Below are 18745 nucleotides of genomic sequence, written 5' to 3'. Positions count from 1 at the left end.
CCCTTCTTTCTTTTAGATACCCTCTTCCAAAAATCTATCTCGTACATCCTTTGTTGGAATCATACAAGAAGTTTGTTTCCCAAACCAACGATACCTATTTCGAGCAACCATATCGTATATTTTATCTCGCGCAAATTTAGGAATAAAAATCAAGATGGTTAATATTTTGATTGGTCCTCTCAATTTCCGAAGAATTTTTAAAACTGCTGTGGATTTTGTATAGAGGTTTCCTTCTTCAAATAAAATGATAGAGTCGCCTCCTTTATATTCCCTTTCATATTTCATGATTAAACTTTTTGCTATTTCTGATTGTAACGAAGCAAACTTAAATACTGCTTCCGGATCTCTTTGAATAACAAACTGCACCCAAGAGTTACATAAATTACAAACTCCATCAAAAAGAATAATGGAATTGGTTGAAAAGTTTATTTGATTCACTCATTTCACCTCAACTTCCTACATCTTCTACCTGAATTTTAAAGTTCATTTTCATTTTTTTACATCGATTTCCCTTACAATTTAGGAATGAAACTTACAAAAACGTCATTTAATCAATTAAGTAAAAAGAGGCCGCTCTAAAAAATCGTTACATGACAATTTTTAGAGCGGCCTTTTTATGCATAACTTTTTCTACTTTTATTAATGGACTTTCTTAAATTTAGGAATATATTTTGTGAAATAAGCACCAACTAAGAGTAAAATCATTGACGATAGCCAAGTGAACATCCCTACAAAATTAAACGCGTACACCAATATTAGCCTTCACCAATCGAGCTTGTTGATCTCCCACCTAACTTCTTTGCTTTCTCTTCAATTACTTCACAGTAATCTTTATCCTAATAGTTAAAGTTTAAGCTGCAGAATCATTTCGTTTAATAATTATTTAAATTTATTTGATTTCAAAACATATTGATTCATTATACTTTTTTATTGCTCAATTATCTTCTACTCTCCAAAAATCAGCGTATAGTTGATTTACAAAATTCACATCGACTTCAGAAAACGGAAGCTCTTCCCCCACTTTCAATGAGTACCATTTATTTAAGAGTGGCGACCCGAAACAAACATCAATTGTTCGTTCGTGTAAATCAAATAGTAATGAGTGTAAGGTTCCAAACCATTCTTGATAGTTATGAACTGTTAAGCCAGCAGGATATTCACGCTCTACTAAATTTTTTAACGCTTCCATACTTATGTATTCATTTTGAACCAAGCAATCATGCAAAACATGAAATCGATTGGAAGAATGTTCTAATTTTCTGTTATTTATCTTTTTAATTGTAGAACTAGCTGCGTGATTGGTTGATACGATAAAATCTTGGGTATCTTCTTCTATTCTTGTTACATATTTATGACCATCAAATATTTCAATCTGTGCTGCCTCAAAACAATCAGATATAATTACGTTTATATTAGCCGCAATTGGCATTTCTTCTATCAACAAAATTGCTTCCTGCACACTTTTACATTTTTCTAATAAAACACGAATTACAGCAAAACACTGCAAACCATTTACCCTTGGATTCTTCATTCCTTCAATATCCCCAACAGGTTGACCACATGCAGAAAAGGTAATAGATACTCCATGTTCATTCATACCTTCAGTTCTCCCGAAAAATTGAGTAGAAAACCCGCTATGATAATATGAACCTGTTACATGAGTCGAACAAAAGCGCATATCATCAATTTGTGGTGATAGATCATAGTTTCTTAAAACATACGTATGTTTTAAATCTGTCTTATGAGGTAATAATGCACAGTGACTACACCCTGCTTTTAATAACGTTTGATAATAATACATGATTTGTCTAGGAAATATTTTTAACACATCACAAAAACCTTCAATTTCTTCGTTTATCCCTGGACAATACTGTTCCAAAATATTTCTAGATTCTTTCCAATGCTCATCCGCTATAAATTTTTCTTGCTGAATAAATTGAGATAAAAGATGTAAATTATTTCGAACAAATTCACCCTGCTTTCTCCCGATTTCATAATGATTTCCACTTAGCGATGCAAAATGTCCCTTTACTGTATACAATTTGATAGCCCCCTTGTAATTCCGCCTATCTAAAGCATATCAAATGAATATTTTTTATTCTTGATGTTTTTTGCTATATGTATGACTTACGTTCATTCACTTTCCCCCATAGATAACATTGATCTTCTAGGTGACTACATTAAAAAATGTGCAGAACAAAGTCAATTACTGTAACCAATTCTTGAAAAAAGCATGAAGATAAATAGGTAACATTGATTTTGGTTGCATCTTGCATTCCTCTCTTCTTATTTCATATATGAAATAATTACTTGAAATCATTCTTCTCCCCCTACTCTATATACGTAATTTTATTTCATATATGAATTATTTATATAAAGAAAAATGTAACAGAATGTTACACTTTTTCTTATATATCACAATTAAATTAAATGATGCTTCCATTTTAATAATAGCTCTTGCAGTTTCTGTTCTTCTTCATCAGTAAAACAGCTACAATTTTCTTGTAAAAAACCTGCATATTTTACATCGACTTTTTCCCTAGCTATTTCTCCTTTTTCAGTTAAAAACACAAGTGTTTCACGTTGATCATTTGGATTTTTTTCCGTTGCAACATATCCGTCCCTCTTCATCCGCTGAATCATGGTGGTCATATTGCTTGGAACACACCCCATGTTTTCAATCAACTTAGACATCGATACCTTTCCGGATTTCTCAAGTACTTGTATCACACCAAATTGGACATAACTTATATCGTGCTCTTCTATCGCTTTATCCAAATTTCTTTGCAACCAATGATAGACATCTCGAATATTTCCATATAACTCTCTTTTTTTCATATCCATTCGAAAAAGCCTTTCTTTTTTATTTCATATATGAATCTTATTCCCATATATTTCATATGTCAAATAAAATAACCTTGTCTCAATGGAATTTTTTCTCATCTATCCACCAAGACAAGGTCAATAACAATCTAAACTTTTTAACATGATTATGTATATTCTATAAGTTATTTTTCAGCTTGTTCACCACTTGCTATTAACGTGCTTCCTGAAAATGTCTCTTTTTGCATGAAGAGTTTGTTAACCAACTCTTTCTGCTCATCTTGTGACATTACACCCTTACCTTCCCCAAGATTACCGCTTTGTAATTTCCAAATCGTATTATGATCTGCATCAACTTTCTTGTATTCCCCTTGTTTCCATCTTTCTAGAATATCTATATATGCACCTTTTTGATTTAAATCACCATTCTTAACAATCTCTATTAAACTTTCAATTCGTTCTTGTGTTATAAAAATATAACCCCATTTTTGATCTGCTTTCACTTTTTGATGTGCCATTTCATGTAATGCAATCTGCACCTTTTCATCAGTCCACTTGAAATTCTTATTAAATTCACTATTTGGTAATGAATAATTTCCATTCTCTAACAACTTCGCATTCTCTGCTTTTACTTTGCTATCAGCTAACACTTCTACTGCCGGAGCTGCAGTTGGTGTTTTTTTAGCGGTGGGTTTACTAGAATTAAGATAATATAAGATTCCATAAGTAAGTGCCACACCGATTACTGCCATACCAACAATTATCCCTAATATTTTTAATAATATTTTCATTGAACACATTTCCCCCCAACATTCCATCACTCATTTTCTTTCTACTTATTTCGTTTTTTAACAACTCGTTATAAGTGATTCATTGAAGATGCTTTTTTCATAAAAATTCTCCCCCAAAAGTATTATTTTATTAGTCCCTTTCCTATGTTTCCTTTTATTTTATTTCTATTCAGCTTTATATTGCAAGATTATTCTGTCAAAAGATTATGATTTTCTAACATTCAAATAAGAATTTTTCCACACTCCATCTCTTTTCGGCAAAATGTGATTAGCTTTATTCAAAACTATACACTTTGAAATTAGTTAAATGAAGAAAGTCATTTATTTTAAAATCATTTAAATTTGTGCTAGGTTAGTATGTAAGGGAGATGACTGATTATGAGTTTATTACATAAAGGTATAACATTCCTTCATTTTGACGAAACGTATGAATTACAAAATAAACTCCATTCTTATTCACATGAAAATATAGATTTTAAACATCTAGAACACTCAAATTTATATTGTGAAAAAAATACCTTACATCATATTAAAGAACAATTGCAAAATAGAAAACAAAAAGGGATTACTTTCATCGGTTCAGGTAACTTTCATTATGTATCGTATTTACTACTACAAGAAGTTACAGAACCCTTTACACTTATTCTTTTCGATCATCACTCTGATATGAAGTTATCATCCTCCCAAAGAAGAACAATGCTTTCTTGCGGATCATGGGTATCGTTTGCCCTTCGAAACAATCCTATGCTGCAAAAAGCAATTATCATTGGACCATCTTCTTTTCAAATACATTCTTTGATATCATCAAAAGTGAAGGTGTTCCCAATAGAATCTACACATGCAGTCTCTGTGAATACAATTTTGTCACATATAGAAACAAATACAGTTTATATGAGCATCGATAAAGATGTATTAGAACCTCGTGACGCTATTACAAATTGGGATCAAGGACATATGGATTTATCAAAATTATTACAGTATGTTCGTTCAAAAAAAACAAAAAATCCGTTCACGGCATCGATATTTGCGGTGAAATTTCACCCTCACCAACTGAAATGTTTTTACCAGAATATCAAGAAGCCATTACAAAAATGAAACAGCAAATATCCAAATCTTAGAGAGCATTTTACAAATATCCAAACAGTACAGTCATATATAAAAACAAACATAAAAGCGAGTGCACCGACTAGGTTAGCACTCGCTTTTTATATTTATGCACGATTTAGTTTTAGCCAATTCGCGACATCTCCCAAATTAGTGACATCGTATCTTTGTGCTGTATTTGTTTTCCTAATAAATACATGTTCCATTATTTCTTTCACATTGTTTTCCACACTTTTTGCTTCAATTAACTTACAATATTCTTGTATAATATTATTTAAATGTTGATAATACTTTTTATGAGGTTTAGTAATATGTATATGTTTTTCGAAATTCCTTCTTTTTCTTGTATAATCAAAACCTTTTCGTTTTCTTAATTCACATTCCGACGTATACAAATAAAAATATTGGTCTGGAAACCCAATTTCTCGTTTCCGTATGCTGTTTTTATAAAATTCTTCTAAAAAAGGTAACGACTGATCAAATACTTCAAAATGAAAACACCAATTATAACTAAGCGGTTGAAAAACATCTCCATCAAGTACAACGAATTCATAATTCTTCGATTGTTGCACTGCTATATGCCATCGTTCCACTTGTCTCTCTAAATACCATGTTTTGTGTTCATTTTTAGGACGTTCAAATAAAAGATTAACTTCAGGAATAATATACGCATCATACTCTTTTTCTAACTGCTGGCATGTTGTAGTTTTCCCAACCGCGCTTGGCCCTTCTAAACAAATTATAGCCATGATGTAACTCCCCCCATAAATTATCCAATATTATACTGTTTCGACCGTCTTCCCCACATTTGTCTCCATAATACAATTGAGGCAACAGCAAACATAATCGTCGTAATTACACTTCCTTCAATTCCAAAAGCTCCTCCATGTAATGATTCTGGACCGCTTGTTGTTGATTTAAACAAAGGTGTAGAGTAAATTGTTATACCACTTACCGCAAAACCATATATATTATATTGAGCCCAGTTCCATATAGAATGCCAAGCACATATACCCCAAAGACTATTTTCTTTTAACACATAAAACGCGGCAAATACACCAACTAATATGATATTTGACATAGAAAGAATTGTAATACCTGTGTTAAGTAGATGGAGCAATCCGAATAAAAATGAGGTAACAACAACCCCAATCCATATCCGACTTCTAACTGAAATAACTGGAAATAACCAACCACGCACAACAATTTCTTCTGCGGCACCTTGTACTAAAAACGCTATTAAAGAACCTAATATCCCCAATATGACTGTACTTGAAATCTGTTGTATATGTAATGTAACAAAACCACTTAAAACTAAAATGAAAACTGGTATTGTTATAAATATAAGACCAATGAATGCTCCGCGTAAGTATTTTTTCAAAGCATTATCTTTCCAAAAACCAATTGTTGAAAATAAACGTTTTTCTATAAAACGAACCCATAAAAATACAAATAAAATTGCTCCACCAAATGTTAATAGCATCCTTAAGTTATCATAAATGCTTTTCATAAATGTCGTTTCTGCTTTTGGCAATAACAACATGAATAAACTAAAAACCTCACTAAGTGACAAAAATAATATAGTTAATATAACAGCTAATATAGGGTGTACTTTTCTTTTCCCTTTTCGTGCAGCTTCTATTGTTTCAAATCTATCATTATCCAAATACTTCCTCCTAAGTAATTTATTTCTTATTTTACACTTCATTTACATTTATCCAAACTCTTACAATTCCATCTGAAATAGAATTTATAACATTCCGATCTACTAAATACGCTGAATGACAAAGAGGATTCCAACTTGTCATCATACTTCCAACATTCACTTCCTGATCTTCTGTTACAACCTCATCATATTCTGGACTTATTAGTTTTAAAGGATATCCCAAAATGTCATCTTTATCGTAAAAATTAATCCATTCCCCTTCAACCTTCGGGAAATAGTATTTCGCTTTAGAAGATGGAACCTGTATTGGTTGATCAAAATCAACATATCGTAAACTCCATAACGGAATGGTTGTCCCCAATGAGTAGAACAATGTAAATGTTTCTCCTTTTTCTAGTGGGGTCAATTCATTCAAATACTTTTGCACATTTTCATTTTCTTGTTGTAAATCGTACATATAATTACTTGCTATAACTGCTCCTAAACTATGACCAATGATGCATAAAGGCGCAGTTTCTCCAGCTTCTTCCATAAGAGATTTTAAACTTTTCCGTACTCTTTTATGTACTTCCTCATAATTATCATTTCCAAATTTTGTTAGTTGATATGCAATTGCATCTCCAAAAAATCGAACAATAAATTGACGTAAACTTTTATATCGAAGCTCCTCATTTAATACAAGACACTCGATTAACCTCTCTTCTCGTTCTTCAAATACATCCGCCCAATAAACTGGAGCAATAACTAATTGTACAGAAGGATCTATTGTCTTACCTCGTATCTTCTCTACGAAATTCTCCCGTAATGCTCTTTCCATTTCTTTTGCAAAATCATGATCTTGATTTCCAATTCCATGTATAATTGCCACCGCTATCTTCTGCATATCAGCTCTCCTTATTTAAAATAATGATTAGTAACAGACTCAATTACATCTCTAAACAGTATTCTCTACTATAGAAAATTTAAAATTGCTCATATTAATACGATATATTCAACATTTATAATTTCCCTCCTACTTTAACGATTGTTTTTTATTCAGGATAAGTTTTTACAAAAAAAGATTTCCAATTACTGAATACGTATATAAAGTTCAACTAACTAAATATAATTTTCAACCTGCATTTGGATTATTTTCTTAAAGAATCAACCATGTCAAAAAACCTAATATTTCCAACACTTGCTATTTCTCACCATTTGTTGTAAGATAGGTCTTAAGGTCAAATTCATAAAAGTTTCACTTTACATATTATCAAGCATCTATTACGGATACTAAGTGTTCCTAATAGGTTTTTGATAATATGTGAATTTTTATTTTCATTGAAATAAGACGGATCATATTGTAATTTATTTTTCTTATTTTTAGGAGGCACTTACCATGACATTAACAGGTAAAGTAAAATGGTTTAACAGCGAAAAAGGTTTCGGTTTCATCGAAGTTGAAGACGGTAACGATGTATTCGTTCACTTCTCAGCTATCACTGGCGAAGGTTTCAAATCTCTTGACGAAGGTCAAGAAGTTAGCTTCGAAGTTGAAGAAGGCAACCGTGGACCTCAAGCTAAAAACGTTGTAAAGCTATAATTTAAACAATAAAAAGGTTGTTACCATCGCACGGTTAACAACCTTTTTAATATATAATTAAAAAATTTTTACATAAAAGGAGTGGTCATATGTATCGCAATCGAAAAAACGATGTAGCAGAAGTACCACCAGAACAAACCCCTGTTTGGGAATGTGAATCAGAGGATTGTTTAGGATGGATGAGAAAGAACTTTTCATTTGAAGAAGAGCCAAAATGCCCTTTATGTAAAAGTAACATGAAAAGCGGAGAACGTTTATTACCTAAATTAGGTTAATGCTTGCATTCCCCCTCTTGCCTTTTGGTAAGAGGGGGTCTTTATTTTCATTACTATTGCGCTAACATTCTAAGCCTAAAAAAGAAAAACCACGGATGTTATATCTCATGGTTCTTTTCTAAATCTGTTCGTATAATAGAATATATATATACATCTCGTTGTCGATCTCCTTGATGAATATATCCTCTTAATAATCCTTCTTTCTGAAATCCTATTTTGGATAACATCTTACAAGATGCTACATTTTCAGGATATGTAATTGCACCAATTCTGAATATCCCTAGCTCTTGAAAACTATACGTGATAATTTGTTGCGCAGCTTCCGTTGCATAGCCCTTTCTCCAGTAAGAAGGATGTAAATCATAACCAATCTCAGAACGTTTACTCCAAAGTTGTAAATTATTTAATCCAATTGTGCCAATTAACGCACCTGTTTCCTTCAATACGATTCCCCATCGAATTGCACGTTTTTCAAAATATTTTTTTGAAAAAGATTCAATCATACGCGAAGCCTGACCAAATTCTGTAAAAGAATTCATTCCATAATAACACGTTACTTCCTCAAGCGAAAAGATTTCATATATTTTTTGACAATAAGATTGATCAATTTCAACTAAACGTAAGCGCTCTGTTTCTAAAACAGGAAATGCCATTAAAATCCTCCTTTTCTTTCTACTGGTATATTATATCAGAAATACCTTCTCGTATTGGAGGATTCCTCATAAATAAAAGTTTGTTTTCATAATACGCGAAACAGATCTCCTCAATAGTTTTCTTAATTTATTCGGTTTATACACAACATTCAATTGGATATTTATGTTAAACTATTCGCAATCAACAAAATATGTTGTTATTCAACGCAGAGTTAATTGTTATATTAACGGAGGTGAATGAAGAGCATGTATATTTTTATAGGCATTGCCCTCTTGTTCATTTTGTTTGTTTTTTTATTCGCACAAAAATTCGCACCAAACTCAGCAATGATGACAAGTTTCAAAGGAAACAGTTTCCAAAAATTTATAATTGGGCTTGTAATCGCCTCGGTATTATCACTTTCTTATGGTACTTATCACGCAGCCACTTATCAATCTTCCTTGCTAAACATTAAAATAACGAACACACAATACATCATTTCAGGTGATATCGGTGAATTCGGCTATTTCTCAGAACAATTAATCAAAAAGGAAAAAGAAACTGAACTTTATTTCGCTTCTTGGGAAACATTGCATTTAAAAAATCCTCAAATTATAATAAACTATCCTTCTGGTAAAAAAGAAACTTGGCAACCAAATATTTCCCTAATAAAAAATACATCTACAAAAAAAATTGAAGAAAAATATAAGGTGAAAGAAATTTATCAACTTTCCCCTTATTCGTTTAAAGAATCCGGGAACGTCACATTAACAATTACAGAAAATAAAACTATACGTGCAGAAACTCTAATCAAAGTTAAATAATAAACGATAGGTACAATTTTTAGTAACAACGAACGAAATCCCACTCTTATACTAGAGAGGGATTTCGTCAAAAATACAAAGATTACATTATTCAAAGTGATTATTCAACGCTTTTATAATCTTCTCTGCCATTTTCTTTCCATTTCCTATACAGGCCCCAATCCCTACACCATAGTATGAAGCTCCAGCTAGATAAATATTTGGAAACGCAGCTGATAATTTCTCATTTAATGATTGAACTGCCTGATTATGTTCTAAATGATAATTTGGCATTAAATCTTTCCAGTCCGTAACTTCAACAGTTTGCGGTTCTCCCTTAATTCCAAGGCTTTTCTCAATGTCAGACAAGGCAACTTGAATCAATTCTTCCTTATTTTTATGTTTCATTTTCTCATAAGCAGGATTCGAACTCTTATAAAACATTCTCACCAATAAATTTTGCTTATCTGATGTATGCTTCCATTTCCTACTTGTCCATGTACATGCATCACAAAGTAAATCGCTATTTTCCGAAACAATAAAACCAGTTCCATCTGCTGGTAATTTCTCATCCGGTATTTCAAACCCTAAGTAAATGCTAATAAGAGAGGAATTTTTTAGCTTGTTGAAATCATCATCTAATTCATTAGAATGTAATAATGTTTGTGCAACATCATGAGGGGTAGCTAAAATAACGTAATCAGCTTTTAATGTTTCATGAGTCGAAAAAGAAACGTCATATCTATCACCGTCTTTACTTACCCTTGTCGTTTCTAACCCTTTTCGTATCACCGTCCCAGCTAATTCCTCTTCTAATCGATTGATAATAGTGGAAAGTCCACCTTTAAACGATAAAAACTTTTTATTCCCAGCAGCTTGGAATTGCTTTTTATTCACTTCAAATCCTTTAATAATACTGCCATATGTATTTTTGTAATCAAGTAAATACGGTAGTGTAGATGCCATTGTAAGCTCATTCAATTTACCAGAATACACACCTGAAAGAACAGGAGAAATTTGCTTCTCCACCAATTCCTTTCCTAAGAAACTTTCTAAAAATAAAGCTAGCGATGTGTCCTTTGTAAAATCCTTGTTCTTAGTAATAAAGTCTTTAAGTGCAATGATTTTCCCTTTCGTTGAAACTAACGTACTACTAAATAACGACTCTACACTCATTGGTATACCAAATATCGTGTCAGCAGGGATCGGATGTAATGTATCATTTGAGTAAATATACGAAATACCTGTTTCGTTATATACCATTTCATCTTCTAAATTCAGTTCTTTTACAAGCGGCATAACATTTTCATTTCGAGCAACAATTGAATCGGCTCCTGTTTCCAAAATAAAATCATTTTCTTTCACACTGTGAATTTTCCCGCCTAAATATTCATTTTTTTCTACAAGGATTAATTCCAAATCTATTTCATAATCCTTTTTTAATCTTTCTAAATAATACATAGTAGAAAGTCCGGTGATTCCTCCACCTATGACAACAACTGTTTTCATATCTACTGCGCTCCTAACCGATACTATAAATTAATAAATTCCTTTATTATTATACCCAAAAGTCAGCTTTCTCGACTAGCAGATTACAAAGTTCTTTCAAAGGTATACAATGTACGCAAATACATTTCAGGTTGATCATTATGCACTAAATGATTCGAAAAAGGAATCGCAGCAATATGAATTTCAGACCATATTCCACAGTACAGATTCGCCTTGTGTGTAAAGAGCACTATTTCTAACTATACTTTCAGTTTTAAGCTTAAGAGTGTCATTTTTAATTTCATTACATAGATTCAAACAACTTTTATTAGACCTAATAATATTCTTTGAATGTTTGAATCAGTTTTTCGATTTTAACATTTACTTTTATATAGGAAATCATTTCATAAGAAATACTAAGAAGATCCTCAATCTTTTTAAATAACTGTTTGAGTGAATATTATCCTTATGAAAGAAAAGAATTTAATGAATTGTATCAATCCATACTCTCTTTGTATTATGAGGTGAATACACTTTAATATATGATAACATGAAGTTCATAACGTTGATGTTAATATGAGAAAAATGACATTTTCTACAAATGGTGAAAAGCATCTTATTTTAATAACATTATGCAATTAATTAATTTGTCTAGTTCCTGGCTTACTGCAAGCACTTTTTCATGTTGAAATCCATAATTTGAAACTAGTGTGAATAATTCTTCTTTTTTCGCTTCAATGATTTGCTCTAATTTTCTCAGCTCCATACCGTATTTAATCGCTCCAATTTAAAATGTATGTACTCTAGTATAAAGTATTTACATAATAAGTAAAAGCGTCATTTTTAAGTCAATCTTACATCTATTAAAAAAATATGATATAGAGGCATATATATAGTAAGTTAAAACGTACACAGTATCAGATTTGGAACTTGTAAATAAAGCATTAATAAACCAACAAATAGACTAATAACATATTAGTCTATTTGTTGGTTCAAGTTCAAATTGCATTATGTATATTTCTTACAATAGTCACGTATCTACAAGAAGTCCGTTTGGGCGAAAACGACTCATCATGATTTCATCAATGAACTTACCATGAGCTTTTAAATTCCCTTTTTTAATACCTTCTTCCCTAAATCCAAATTTTTCATATAGTGCTTTTGCGCGAGGATTTATTTCCAAAACACCTAGTTCTACTCTCTCCAGTATTAACCAATTGTCCGCAAGATCTAACATTTTTGTAAGCAAAGCTTTTCCAATTCCTTTATTATGATATTCACTATCTACACCAATGAATAAATCTCCCGAATGTGATCTCCGTCCTTGTCCTTGCGTTAATCCAACAAACCCAACGACTTTTCCATCATACTCCGCCACAAATTCAAACTGATTAGACGCTAGGTTTCGAATTCTATTTTCCATCGCATCCACTCTCATACTAGGCAAGAACACCATATAAGGTAAAACATCATTTTGTATGCATATACGATGAATTGCTCTAGCATCTTGTATCTCTACTGCTCGAATCGTAACTTCCATCACGTTACCCCCTTTTTAACTCATACAACAAAGATTCTTTATACTATGCAAAAATCCTACTTGCGTTTATTTTATATTTAACTTCCGAACAATTCATTCGATTGAATAACAACATTTTCAAAAATTTTTGTATAACAAATTTAAAGTTTCTTTTTCTCATTTTTTGAATTATTATATAATAATGGAATAATTTCTCTAAAAAACTATAGTTTGGAGGTTTTAGTATGACGACACTCGGTATTATCCGCCATGGCAGTACACACTGGAATAAAGAAGGAAGAGCTCAAGGAAATTCAAATATTCCACTTGATCAAGACGGATTCTCTGATGCTTATAAACTAGCAAAACGGTTAGCTACAGAAAATTGGGATTTGATCTATTCTAGCGATTTACTAAGAGCAAAGCAAACTGCTGAGGCAATAGGAAAAAGCATTGAAAATATAGAAATCCATTTAGAACCTAGACTTCGTGAAGTAAGCGGTGGACAAATTGAAGGGACGACTGAAGAAGAACGAATTTCGAAATGGGGAAATAATTGGAGAGAACTTGATTTAGGAATTGAAAGCGCTGATAGTGTTAAAGCAAGAGCCATACCGTTTATTGAAGAAATTACATATAAACATCCTAACAAAAATATACTTCTCGTTAGTCATGGTTCATTCATTAAGCACCTTCTTAAAGAATTAGTACCCCATTTAAGTATGTTAGAATCCCCTAAAAATACATCAATAACTAAGATTATAAAATTAGAGAATGGATGGGATTCAGAATTATATAATTGCACGGTGCATTTAGACTAAATCTTTAGGATTCCAACAAAAAAGAAGACCTTTTAATAAGGTCTTCTTTTTTGTTGTTTAGTTTCTTAGAAATATGAGATACTAACAATTATATAGCACTTAAATCTTTTCCCATTATCACATAAGGGACATCATCTTTACTCGGATGAAATGGTTCCATTATATTAATCCATTCCAATTTCTCATATAATGAACGCGCATTATGGTTACTTACTTGAGTCGTTAAAACGCTAGTTTTATTGAATATTCCATCTAATAAATGATTATGTAGTACAGTTCCTAATCCGTTTTTTCGATAATCGGAATGGACCGCTAATTCAACAAATTCAAAACAATCCTGTAACCATTGATTTGCTTGTTCCAAACTTAATGCTTCTCTCAATACATGATTATAGTACTGTCCTTCTAAAGATTGATATCCATAAGCGAAACCGATTATTTCATTTGCATCACTTATAGCTACTATACCCTTGAAATTTTTATTATCCATATGTCTTGTAATTCTTTCTACCATTTCATCAAAGTCTTTTCCTTCATACACCATGCAGTACAGTTTTGCCATATTTTTAATTAAAGTTTCATCTTTCTGTATTGGTACTATATTCACAGCAGATCCCCTCCTAATATAAAAGTCATAGTAGTTACTATTTTTACAAATAATTATAAAATAAAGAATATTAAAATAATATAATAATATTGCGAACTTAGTCTGTGGGTAGTACCAAAAAATCCTAAAATACGGTAACAAATAAAAGCCACTCATTTTGAAGTGACTTTTATTATTCAACAAAATTAAACTTTTTAATATGATTCAATTCTTTACTTTATTTCTATATCAAAAATGCCATTACACATTTAATAGTTTCTAAAACAACCCCATTCATTATACCTTTCTCTACATATGTGTGAATCCTTTTGTTTTATTTTTTGTTATATGGATCCGAATTATCAGAACCATTTTTAACACACCTACACATAGCAATAATATGGATAGGTAATAGAGAAGATGTCCCACCCCCGGCATGAATAAAGTTATAGCCGACCATGGAACCGAAGTTATTTTAGGTAAAAGGAACAGCACCGCCAAAGAGAGTAAAATATTAAAAATCAATATAAACAAGACATTTATGACAGTACGTGCTGATGTAGTCTTACATTTTTTTCTCCATTTAAATAAGCTATAGATGGAACGAGCGACTAAAGCGAGAACTACTAATACAACCAAATCAACAATCAAGTATATCTTGGTATAATCTGGCATGTCAGCTTGCGAACGATCTTGACCGTGAACAATCCCGTTAATCCCTGCAATGATGCTATCATAGGATATGAGGGGATCCTGTGCATTTGTAAGAAGAATGAATCCGTATTCCCCTTCCATAGCCATAAACGAATACGTATTTTCAGTTAAACCATCATGAAAAATCACGTTCTTGTTAACACTCCATCCCATAGCGTAAGATGGACCACCTCTCATCGATGAGGAAGGCTTATGCATTCGCTTGGTACTTTCTTCGGACAATATAACATTGCTTTTAAAACGGCCGCGGTTCATTTGTGTAATTAAATAATTTGACATATCTTCTGCAGTGGAAATTAAATAACCTGACGCAACCGTGGCCTCGTGGTTTAATTGCTTTGTCGGTACCATAAATCCAAACAAAGGTTGATATCCAGTTGCCAAACCATCTTTTTTAGCCTCTTTCGAATTACCGTAACTGTGGTTCATGTTAATTGGCTCGAAAATGTGATTTCTCACATATTGTGTATAAGATTCCTGGGATACTGCTTGAACGATCCCACTAAGGATATCATAGTTTAAATTCGAATATTGGAACACGGCTCCTACAGGTTTGGTAAGTGCTGTATTTTTTAGGCTTCGTATATGTTCTTCTATAGACTTATTACCGTGTGTCAGGCTAACACGACCATCATAAGTAGAAAGCCCACTTGTTTGATGTAATAAATCTTTGACTAAAATTTTCTTAGACGCTTCTTCATCAGCTACCCGAAACCATGGTAAATAACGCTGTACTGGAGCCTCAAGATCAATCATTCCTTTGTCGACTAACTGCATGATAGCCAGTGCTGTAAAAGATTTGCTGGTAGAGCCAAGGACAAAGGGAGTCTGCGGAGTAACCGGTTGATGGTTCGGTCCTGCTATTCCATAGCCGTTAAGATAAACAATTTTATCTCCCTTTACAATCCCTAACGAAGCACCAGGAATTTTGAATCGTTTCATTGCAGTATCCATAAATTGATCAACTTTCTTCACATCAAAAGTTGTTTCAGCTTTAACTTCTGTCCCTATAAAATTACTTGTAATTACAATTATAATGATCAGAATCCCGCATACTTTTTTATACACATTCTCGATAATTCTTCCGTTCGCATTCATCAACAACGTCTTCTCCTTTAATTTTGTAATACAATCTCAAATGTTTTTTCTCTTACACCTTCAAAACTTCGCTTAGCAAAGGTTCAACTAATATAAGGTAATCTATAGAAGAACTAGATAGAAATTTTGAAAATCCTCAATAGCCCCTGATGTCAAGGTGATTCATATACCTCTCATGATTCTACTGTTACCTAAGTAACATCTACGAAAATCAGATTGCCGTATGTCGGAGCATTAATGATTTCTAACACTATAATTTTTTATTTTCATATGTAATAATTAAACAATTTATTATCAATTTATATACCTGCCATAATCCTAATGACGACATACGTATATTCAGGTAGGTGTGCTGACAATAATATGTTTTTTCTCGGTCTATTTTAGCTGCCCACAGAAATAAATTCTTATGTTCCGAATTTGCTGTTATGACCTTTATCATTGTTACAACAATCGTCAATATAATAATTAGTACATTCAACATCAAACCTTTCTTTTAACATATAAACATTCTCCTTTATAAATTTAGTTGTGCACAACAATAAATTTAACTCCGTGCTCTTTCACTCTACAATAAACAGAAGATTCTAAATATCTATTTTCCTTACAAGAAGATTACAAAATTGTCATAAAAGTGAGTATCTATTTTCAAGTATGTACTTTTATTTTTAGAAATTTTCCGGTTCTGCCAAACTTATAAGAAGGAGTTGTTCAAAACTTTGCGAAATATATATTCGGAAAAGTAGGTTTACAATTAACAAAAAAAAACGGACTCAATACCTATATATATAAGGGTTTGAGTCCGTTTTTTCCAGTATTACATATTTAATAACTTATAGTTTTATCCAAGCCACTCATAGAAATTATTAGATAGCTCTTGTAACTCTACTATAAATTTACTTGCATGATATCCATCACAAACAGCATGATGCACTTGTATCGAAATAGGTAACAATATTTTATCCCCCTGATTAAAATATCTTCCCCCTGTAATGATAGGTAATAAAAAGTTGTCATCATTATTTATATTTAGGTTAAATCCTGTAAAACTAGCCCATGGAACACTAGATATAGGAAAAGAATTTAGGGGTATATTTTCTTTTGTGAAAAGGCCATGTATATTATCGTATTGTTTTATATCTTCTAGATAGTTCTTATAAAAAACGCTGAATTCGTTAGAAAACTCGGTCCATACACTTGAAAAAGATTTGTTATCATTATGAAATATTGTATAACTTGGTATCATTGTATCCCAGTATCCTAGAACACCTTCATTGTTAAAGCAAGTCCGAAATTCTTTATGGGCATTGACTGTTCTACTGACCATATAAATAAAAGTAGGATATAGTTTAATTTCTTTATTGCGAAGTTGTTTCAATAAGTCCGTGATGTCTATATTAGCTGTCATACTAAACGTACATTTAAGATTTATATAATGATCAAAATACGGCTTTCTATCCCAATTTTCTTTATCAATTATATGAAATTTCATCTTATTAGCCTCCTAAAATTATGTGGTTTATTTTAGAAGGCTAATTTTCTTGTTTTCACCAAATCATTCACCTCTTCATAAAGTTTTGTTAAAAATAAAATCTGTTAGTATTAGAGCCATAATCTCTATTATCTACTTACGATATACGTTAACCTTAAACAAAAAAACACACTGTTTCAATAAGCATTTTTATCACGAGTTCATATTAAATATATATACTTTATATTCACCATTATTGGATGAATTTCTTAAAATATTTCTGTCTTTTGCTAAAGGGATGGTTACTCTTCCCGTACCACATGCTATATCTAAAATCCATTCATTTTGGATTCCAAGTTTTTTGGACCAAGATAATAAAAGCGGAAAATCTGACAAACTTGTATTTTCTACATCATATCGTTTCGGATTTTCATATTCTGATAAATTCCACTTCGCTTGCAAACTAATACCTCTTTTCTTTTTTCAGCTAAAGCTAATATACAGATTATAACAAATAAACAGATATCTTTTCACTTTCTCTAGAATTACTTCCAAATAATTTGGACTAATCTATCCTTTCACACAGTAAGCTGAAAATGAAGGTTACAATAATGGAGTGTGATGCTATGGAACGGTTATGGCTTCCGATGATCGTTACGCTTTTTTCTTTTGGAGGATTACTATTAGGGGGAGCTGTTGGACTTGCAACGCGGCAACTGATTGAAGAGAAAATGCACCGTTTATATGCGCTATGTGGCGGCATATTATTTGGATTATTATCGCTAGAAATCATTCCAGAAACTTTTTCAAACTTTGAAATCATCGGTCCTATGCTCGGGATTACCCTTGGTATATTAATTATGAGTTTACTAGATAATTATTGCCATCACCCTATGATACATAAAAAAGACCAGCAAGCATGGCAAACTTTTTTATTTCTCTCTTTTGCTATTTTTATCCACAATATGCCGAGCGGCTTTGCATTAGGGGTTGCCTTTACAAACCATAATGAAACTGCAATTCCCTTCTTATTTGCGATTGTTATACATCATATTCCAGAAGGATTAGCTTTAATTATTCCTTTTCTATTTACACAGCATAAATATCTCTCATTTCTATTAACAATTCTGCTATTATCAATTATCCTCGGTACCGGCACGCTCTTTGGGATTATGATGAATGGGAAAGCGATTCATTTACAAGGACTGATAATGGGGAGTGCCATTGGTTCTTTAGGATATGTCACAATGCATGAGATGTTATGGAAAGCGAAGAAACACCTTTCTCCTTTTCCCTTCCTTACTTGGGCTATTAGTGGATTTTTACTCATAACTATTTTTACTCTTTTCGCTGACCATCATTAAAAAAAGGACT

At 32.0% G+C, this 18745-nt stretch carries 19 protein-coding genes and 2 pseudogenes; 6 read left to right on the top strand and 15 right to left on the bottom strand.

Translation table 11 applies throughout. From position 1 onward, the window contains the following. Positions 1 to 12 precede the first annotated feature (12 nt). The 4 genes from J4P91_RS19010 to J4P91_RS18995 all read right to left on the bottom strand — a co-directional run bounded on the left by J4P91_RS19010 (position 13) and on the right by J4P91_RS18995 (position 3614). A complete protein-coding gene (locus J4P91_RS19010) occupies positions 13 to 438 on the bottom strand; it encodes a thiol-disulfide oxidoreductase DCC family protein (RefSeq protein WP_017149550.1) in 426 nt (141 codons plus the stop codon). A 496-nt stretch (positions 439 to 934) separates the two neighbouring features. Then, positions 935 to 2041, bottom strand: a complete 1107-nt coding sequence (locus J4P91_RS19005) for a C45 family autoproteolytic acyltransferase/hydrolase (protein WP_207995389.1) — start codon at positions 2039 to 2041, stop codon at positions 935 to 937. A gap of 380 nt (positions 2042 to 2421) precedes the next feature. After that, a complete protein-coding gene (locus J4P91_RS19000; protein WP_207995388.1) occupies positions 2422 to 2844 on the bottom strand; it encodes a MarR family winged helix-turn-helix transcriptional regulator in 423 nt (140 codons plus the stop codon). A gap of 164 nt (positions 2845 to 3008) precedes the next feature. Then, positions 3009 to 3614, bottom strand: a complete 606-nt coding sequence (locus tag J4P91_RS18995; RefSeq protein ID WP_207995387.1) for a PRK06770 family protein — start codon at positions 3612 to 3614, stop codon at positions 3009 to 3011. A 378-nt stretch (positions 3615 to 3992) separates the two neighbouring features. Here J4P91_RS18995 and J4P91_RS18990 point away from each other — a divergent pair. Beyond that, positions 3993 to 4773: pseudogene (locus J4P91_RS18990) on the top strand (arginase family protein). Positions 4774 to 4825: 52 nt separating this feature from the next. Here J4P91_RS18990 and J4P91_RS18985 read toward each other — a convergent pair. The 3 genes from J4P91_RS18985 to J4P91_RS18975 are packed head-to-tail and all read right to left on the bottom strand — an operon-like array spanning position 4826 to position 7267. Further along, entirely contained in the window at positions 4826 to 5467 is a 642-nt protein-coding gene (locus J4P91_RS18985; RefSeq protein ID WP_207995386.1) for a chloramphenicol acetyltransferase, read from the bottom strand. Positions 5468 to 5487: 20 nt separating this feature from the next. Further along, positions 5488 to 6426, bottom strand: coding sequence for a CPBP family intramembrane glutamic endopeptidase (locus tag J4P91_RS18980; protein ID WP_374192058.1), 939 nt, complete (start codon positions 6424 to 6426; stop codon positions 5488 to 5490). Then, the gene (locus tag J4P91_RS18975; RefSeq protein WP_207995384.1) at positions 6416 to 7267 is read right to left on the bottom strand and encodes a lipase family protein; all 852 of its coding nucleotides are present in this window, start codon (positions 7265 to 7267) and stop codon (positions 6416 to 6418) included. Before J4P91_RS18975 ends, J4P91_RS18980 begins: the two co-directional genes overlap by 11 nt. Positions 7268 to 7759: 492 nt before the next feature. On the opposite strand from J4P91_RS18975, the gene cspD reads away from it, so the two are divergent. Continuing rightward, the gene (cspD, locus tag J4P91_RS18970) at positions 7760 to 7963 is read left to right on the top strand and encodes a cold-shock protein CspD (RefSeq protein ID WP_017149558.1); all 204 of its coding nucleotides are present in this window, start codon (positions 7760 to 7762) and stop codon (positions 7961 to 7963) included. A gap of 89 nt (positions 7964 to 8052) precedes the next feature. Further along, on the top strand, positions 8053 to 8238 hold the full coding sequence (locus J4P91_RS18965; RefSeq protein ID WP_000286200.1) for a cold-shock protein: 186 nt from the start codon (positions 8053 to 8055) through the stop codon (positions 8236 to 8238). Between the two features lie 98 nt (positions 8239 to 8336). Here the strand turns inward: J4P91_RS18965 and J4P91_RS18960 are convergent, their stop codons facing one another. After that, positions 8337 to 8891 carry a GNAT family N-acetyltransferase gene (locus J4P91_RS18960; RefSeq protein ID WP_207995383.1) on the bottom strand — a complete coding sequence of 185 codons (555 nt, stop codon included), beginning with the start codon at positions 8889 to 8891 and terminating at the stop codon, positions 8337 to 8339. 246 nt (positions 8892 to 9137) lie between these two features. Between J4P91_RS18960 and J4P91_RS18955 the strand changes: the two genes are divergently transcribed. Beyond that, a complete protein-coding gene (locus J4P91_RS18955) occupies positions 9138 to 9695 on the top strand; it encodes a hypothetical protein (RefSeq protein ID WP_207995382.1) in 558 nt (185 codons plus the stop codon). 87 nt (positions 9696 to 9782) lie between these two features. Here J4P91_RS18955 and J4P91_RS18950 read toward each other — a convergent pair whose 3' ends face one another. From J4P91_RS18950 to J4P91_RS18940, 3 genes are all read right to left on the bottom strand, one after another. Next, positions 9783 to 11183 carry a protoporphyrinogen oxidase gene (locus J4P91_RS18950; protein ID WP_207995381.1) on the bottom strand — a complete coding sequence of 467 codons (1401 nt, stop codon included), beginning with the start codon at positions 11181 to 11183 and terminating at the stop codon, positions 9783 to 9785. A gap of 595 nt (positions 11184 to 11778) precedes the next feature. Further along, positions 11779 to 11928: an aspartyl-phosphate phosphatase Spo0E family protein gene (locus tag J4P91_RS18945; RefSeq protein ID WP_017149561.1), complete on the bottom strand. Its 150-nt coding sequence runs from the start codon at positions 11926 to 11928 to the stop codon at positions 11779 to 11781. Positions 11929 to 12192: 264 nt separating this feature from the next. Continuing rightward, positions 12193 to 12702 carry a GNAT family N-acetyltransferase gene (locus J4P91_RS18940; RefSeq protein WP_207995380.1) on the bottom strand — a complete coding sequence of 170 codons (510 nt, stop codon included), beginning with the start codon at positions 12700 to 12702 and terminating at the stop codon, positions 12193 to 12195. Between the two features lie 224 nt (positions 12703 to 12926). On the opposite strand from J4P91_RS18940, the gene J4P91_RS18935 reads away from it, so the two are divergent. Further along, positions 12927 to 13502: a histidine phosphatase family protein gene (locus J4P91_RS18935; protein ID WP_207995379.1), complete on the top strand. Its 576-nt coding sequence runs from the start codon at positions 12927 to 12929 to the stop codon at positions 13500 to 13502. 88 nt (positions 13503 to 13590) lie between these two features. Here the strand turns inward: J4P91_RS18935 and J4P91_RS18930 are convergent, their stop codons facing one another. The 4 genes and pseudogenes from J4P91_RS18930 to J4P91_RS18915 form a co-directional block, all read right to left on the bottom strand. Beyond that, a complete protein-coding gene (locus J4P91_RS18930) occupies positions 13591 to 14064 on the bottom strand; it encodes a GNAT family N-acetyltransferase (protein WP_243763917.1) in 474 nt (157 codons plus the stop codon). Positions 14065 to 14397: 333 nt separating this feature from the next. Next, positions 14398 to 15900: a serine hydrolase domain-containing protein gene (locus J4P91_RS18925; RefSeq protein WP_207995377.1), complete on the bottom strand. Its 1503-nt coding sequence runs from the start codon at positions 15898 to 15900 to the stop codon at positions 14398 to 14400. Between the two features lie 841 nt (positions 15901 to 16741). After that, the gene (gene catA / locus J4P91_RS18920; protein ID WP_207995376.1) at positions 16742 to 17392 is read right to left on the bottom strand and encodes a type A chloramphenicol O-acetyltransferase; all 651 of its coding nucleotides are present in this window, start codon (positions 17390 to 17392) and stop codon (positions 16742 to 16744) included. Positions 17393 to 17653: 261 nt separating this feature from the next. Next, positions 17654 to 17833: pseudogene (locus J4P91_RS18915) on the bottom strand (SAM-dependent methyltransferase); the annotation flags it as partial. A gap of 164 nt (positions 17834 to 17997) precedes the next feature. Between J4P91_RS18915 and J4P91_RS18910 the strand changes: the two are divergent. Further along, positions 17998 to 18735, top strand: a complete 738-nt coding sequence (locus J4P91_RS18910; protein WP_207995375.1) for a ZIP family metal transporter — start codon at positions 17998 to 18000, stop codon at positions 18733 to 18735. The last annotated feature ends 10 nt before the right edge of the window (positions 18736 to 18745 follow it).

It is taken from the genome of Bacillus sp. XF8 (assembly GCF_017498755.1).
GTDB lineage: Bacteria > Bacillota > Bacilli > Bacillales > Bacillaceae_G > Bacillus_A > Bacillus_A bingmayongensis.
The sequence above is the reverse complement of the archived record's forward strand: the minus strand, read 5'-3'. Positions and strand labels throughout refer to the sequence as shown.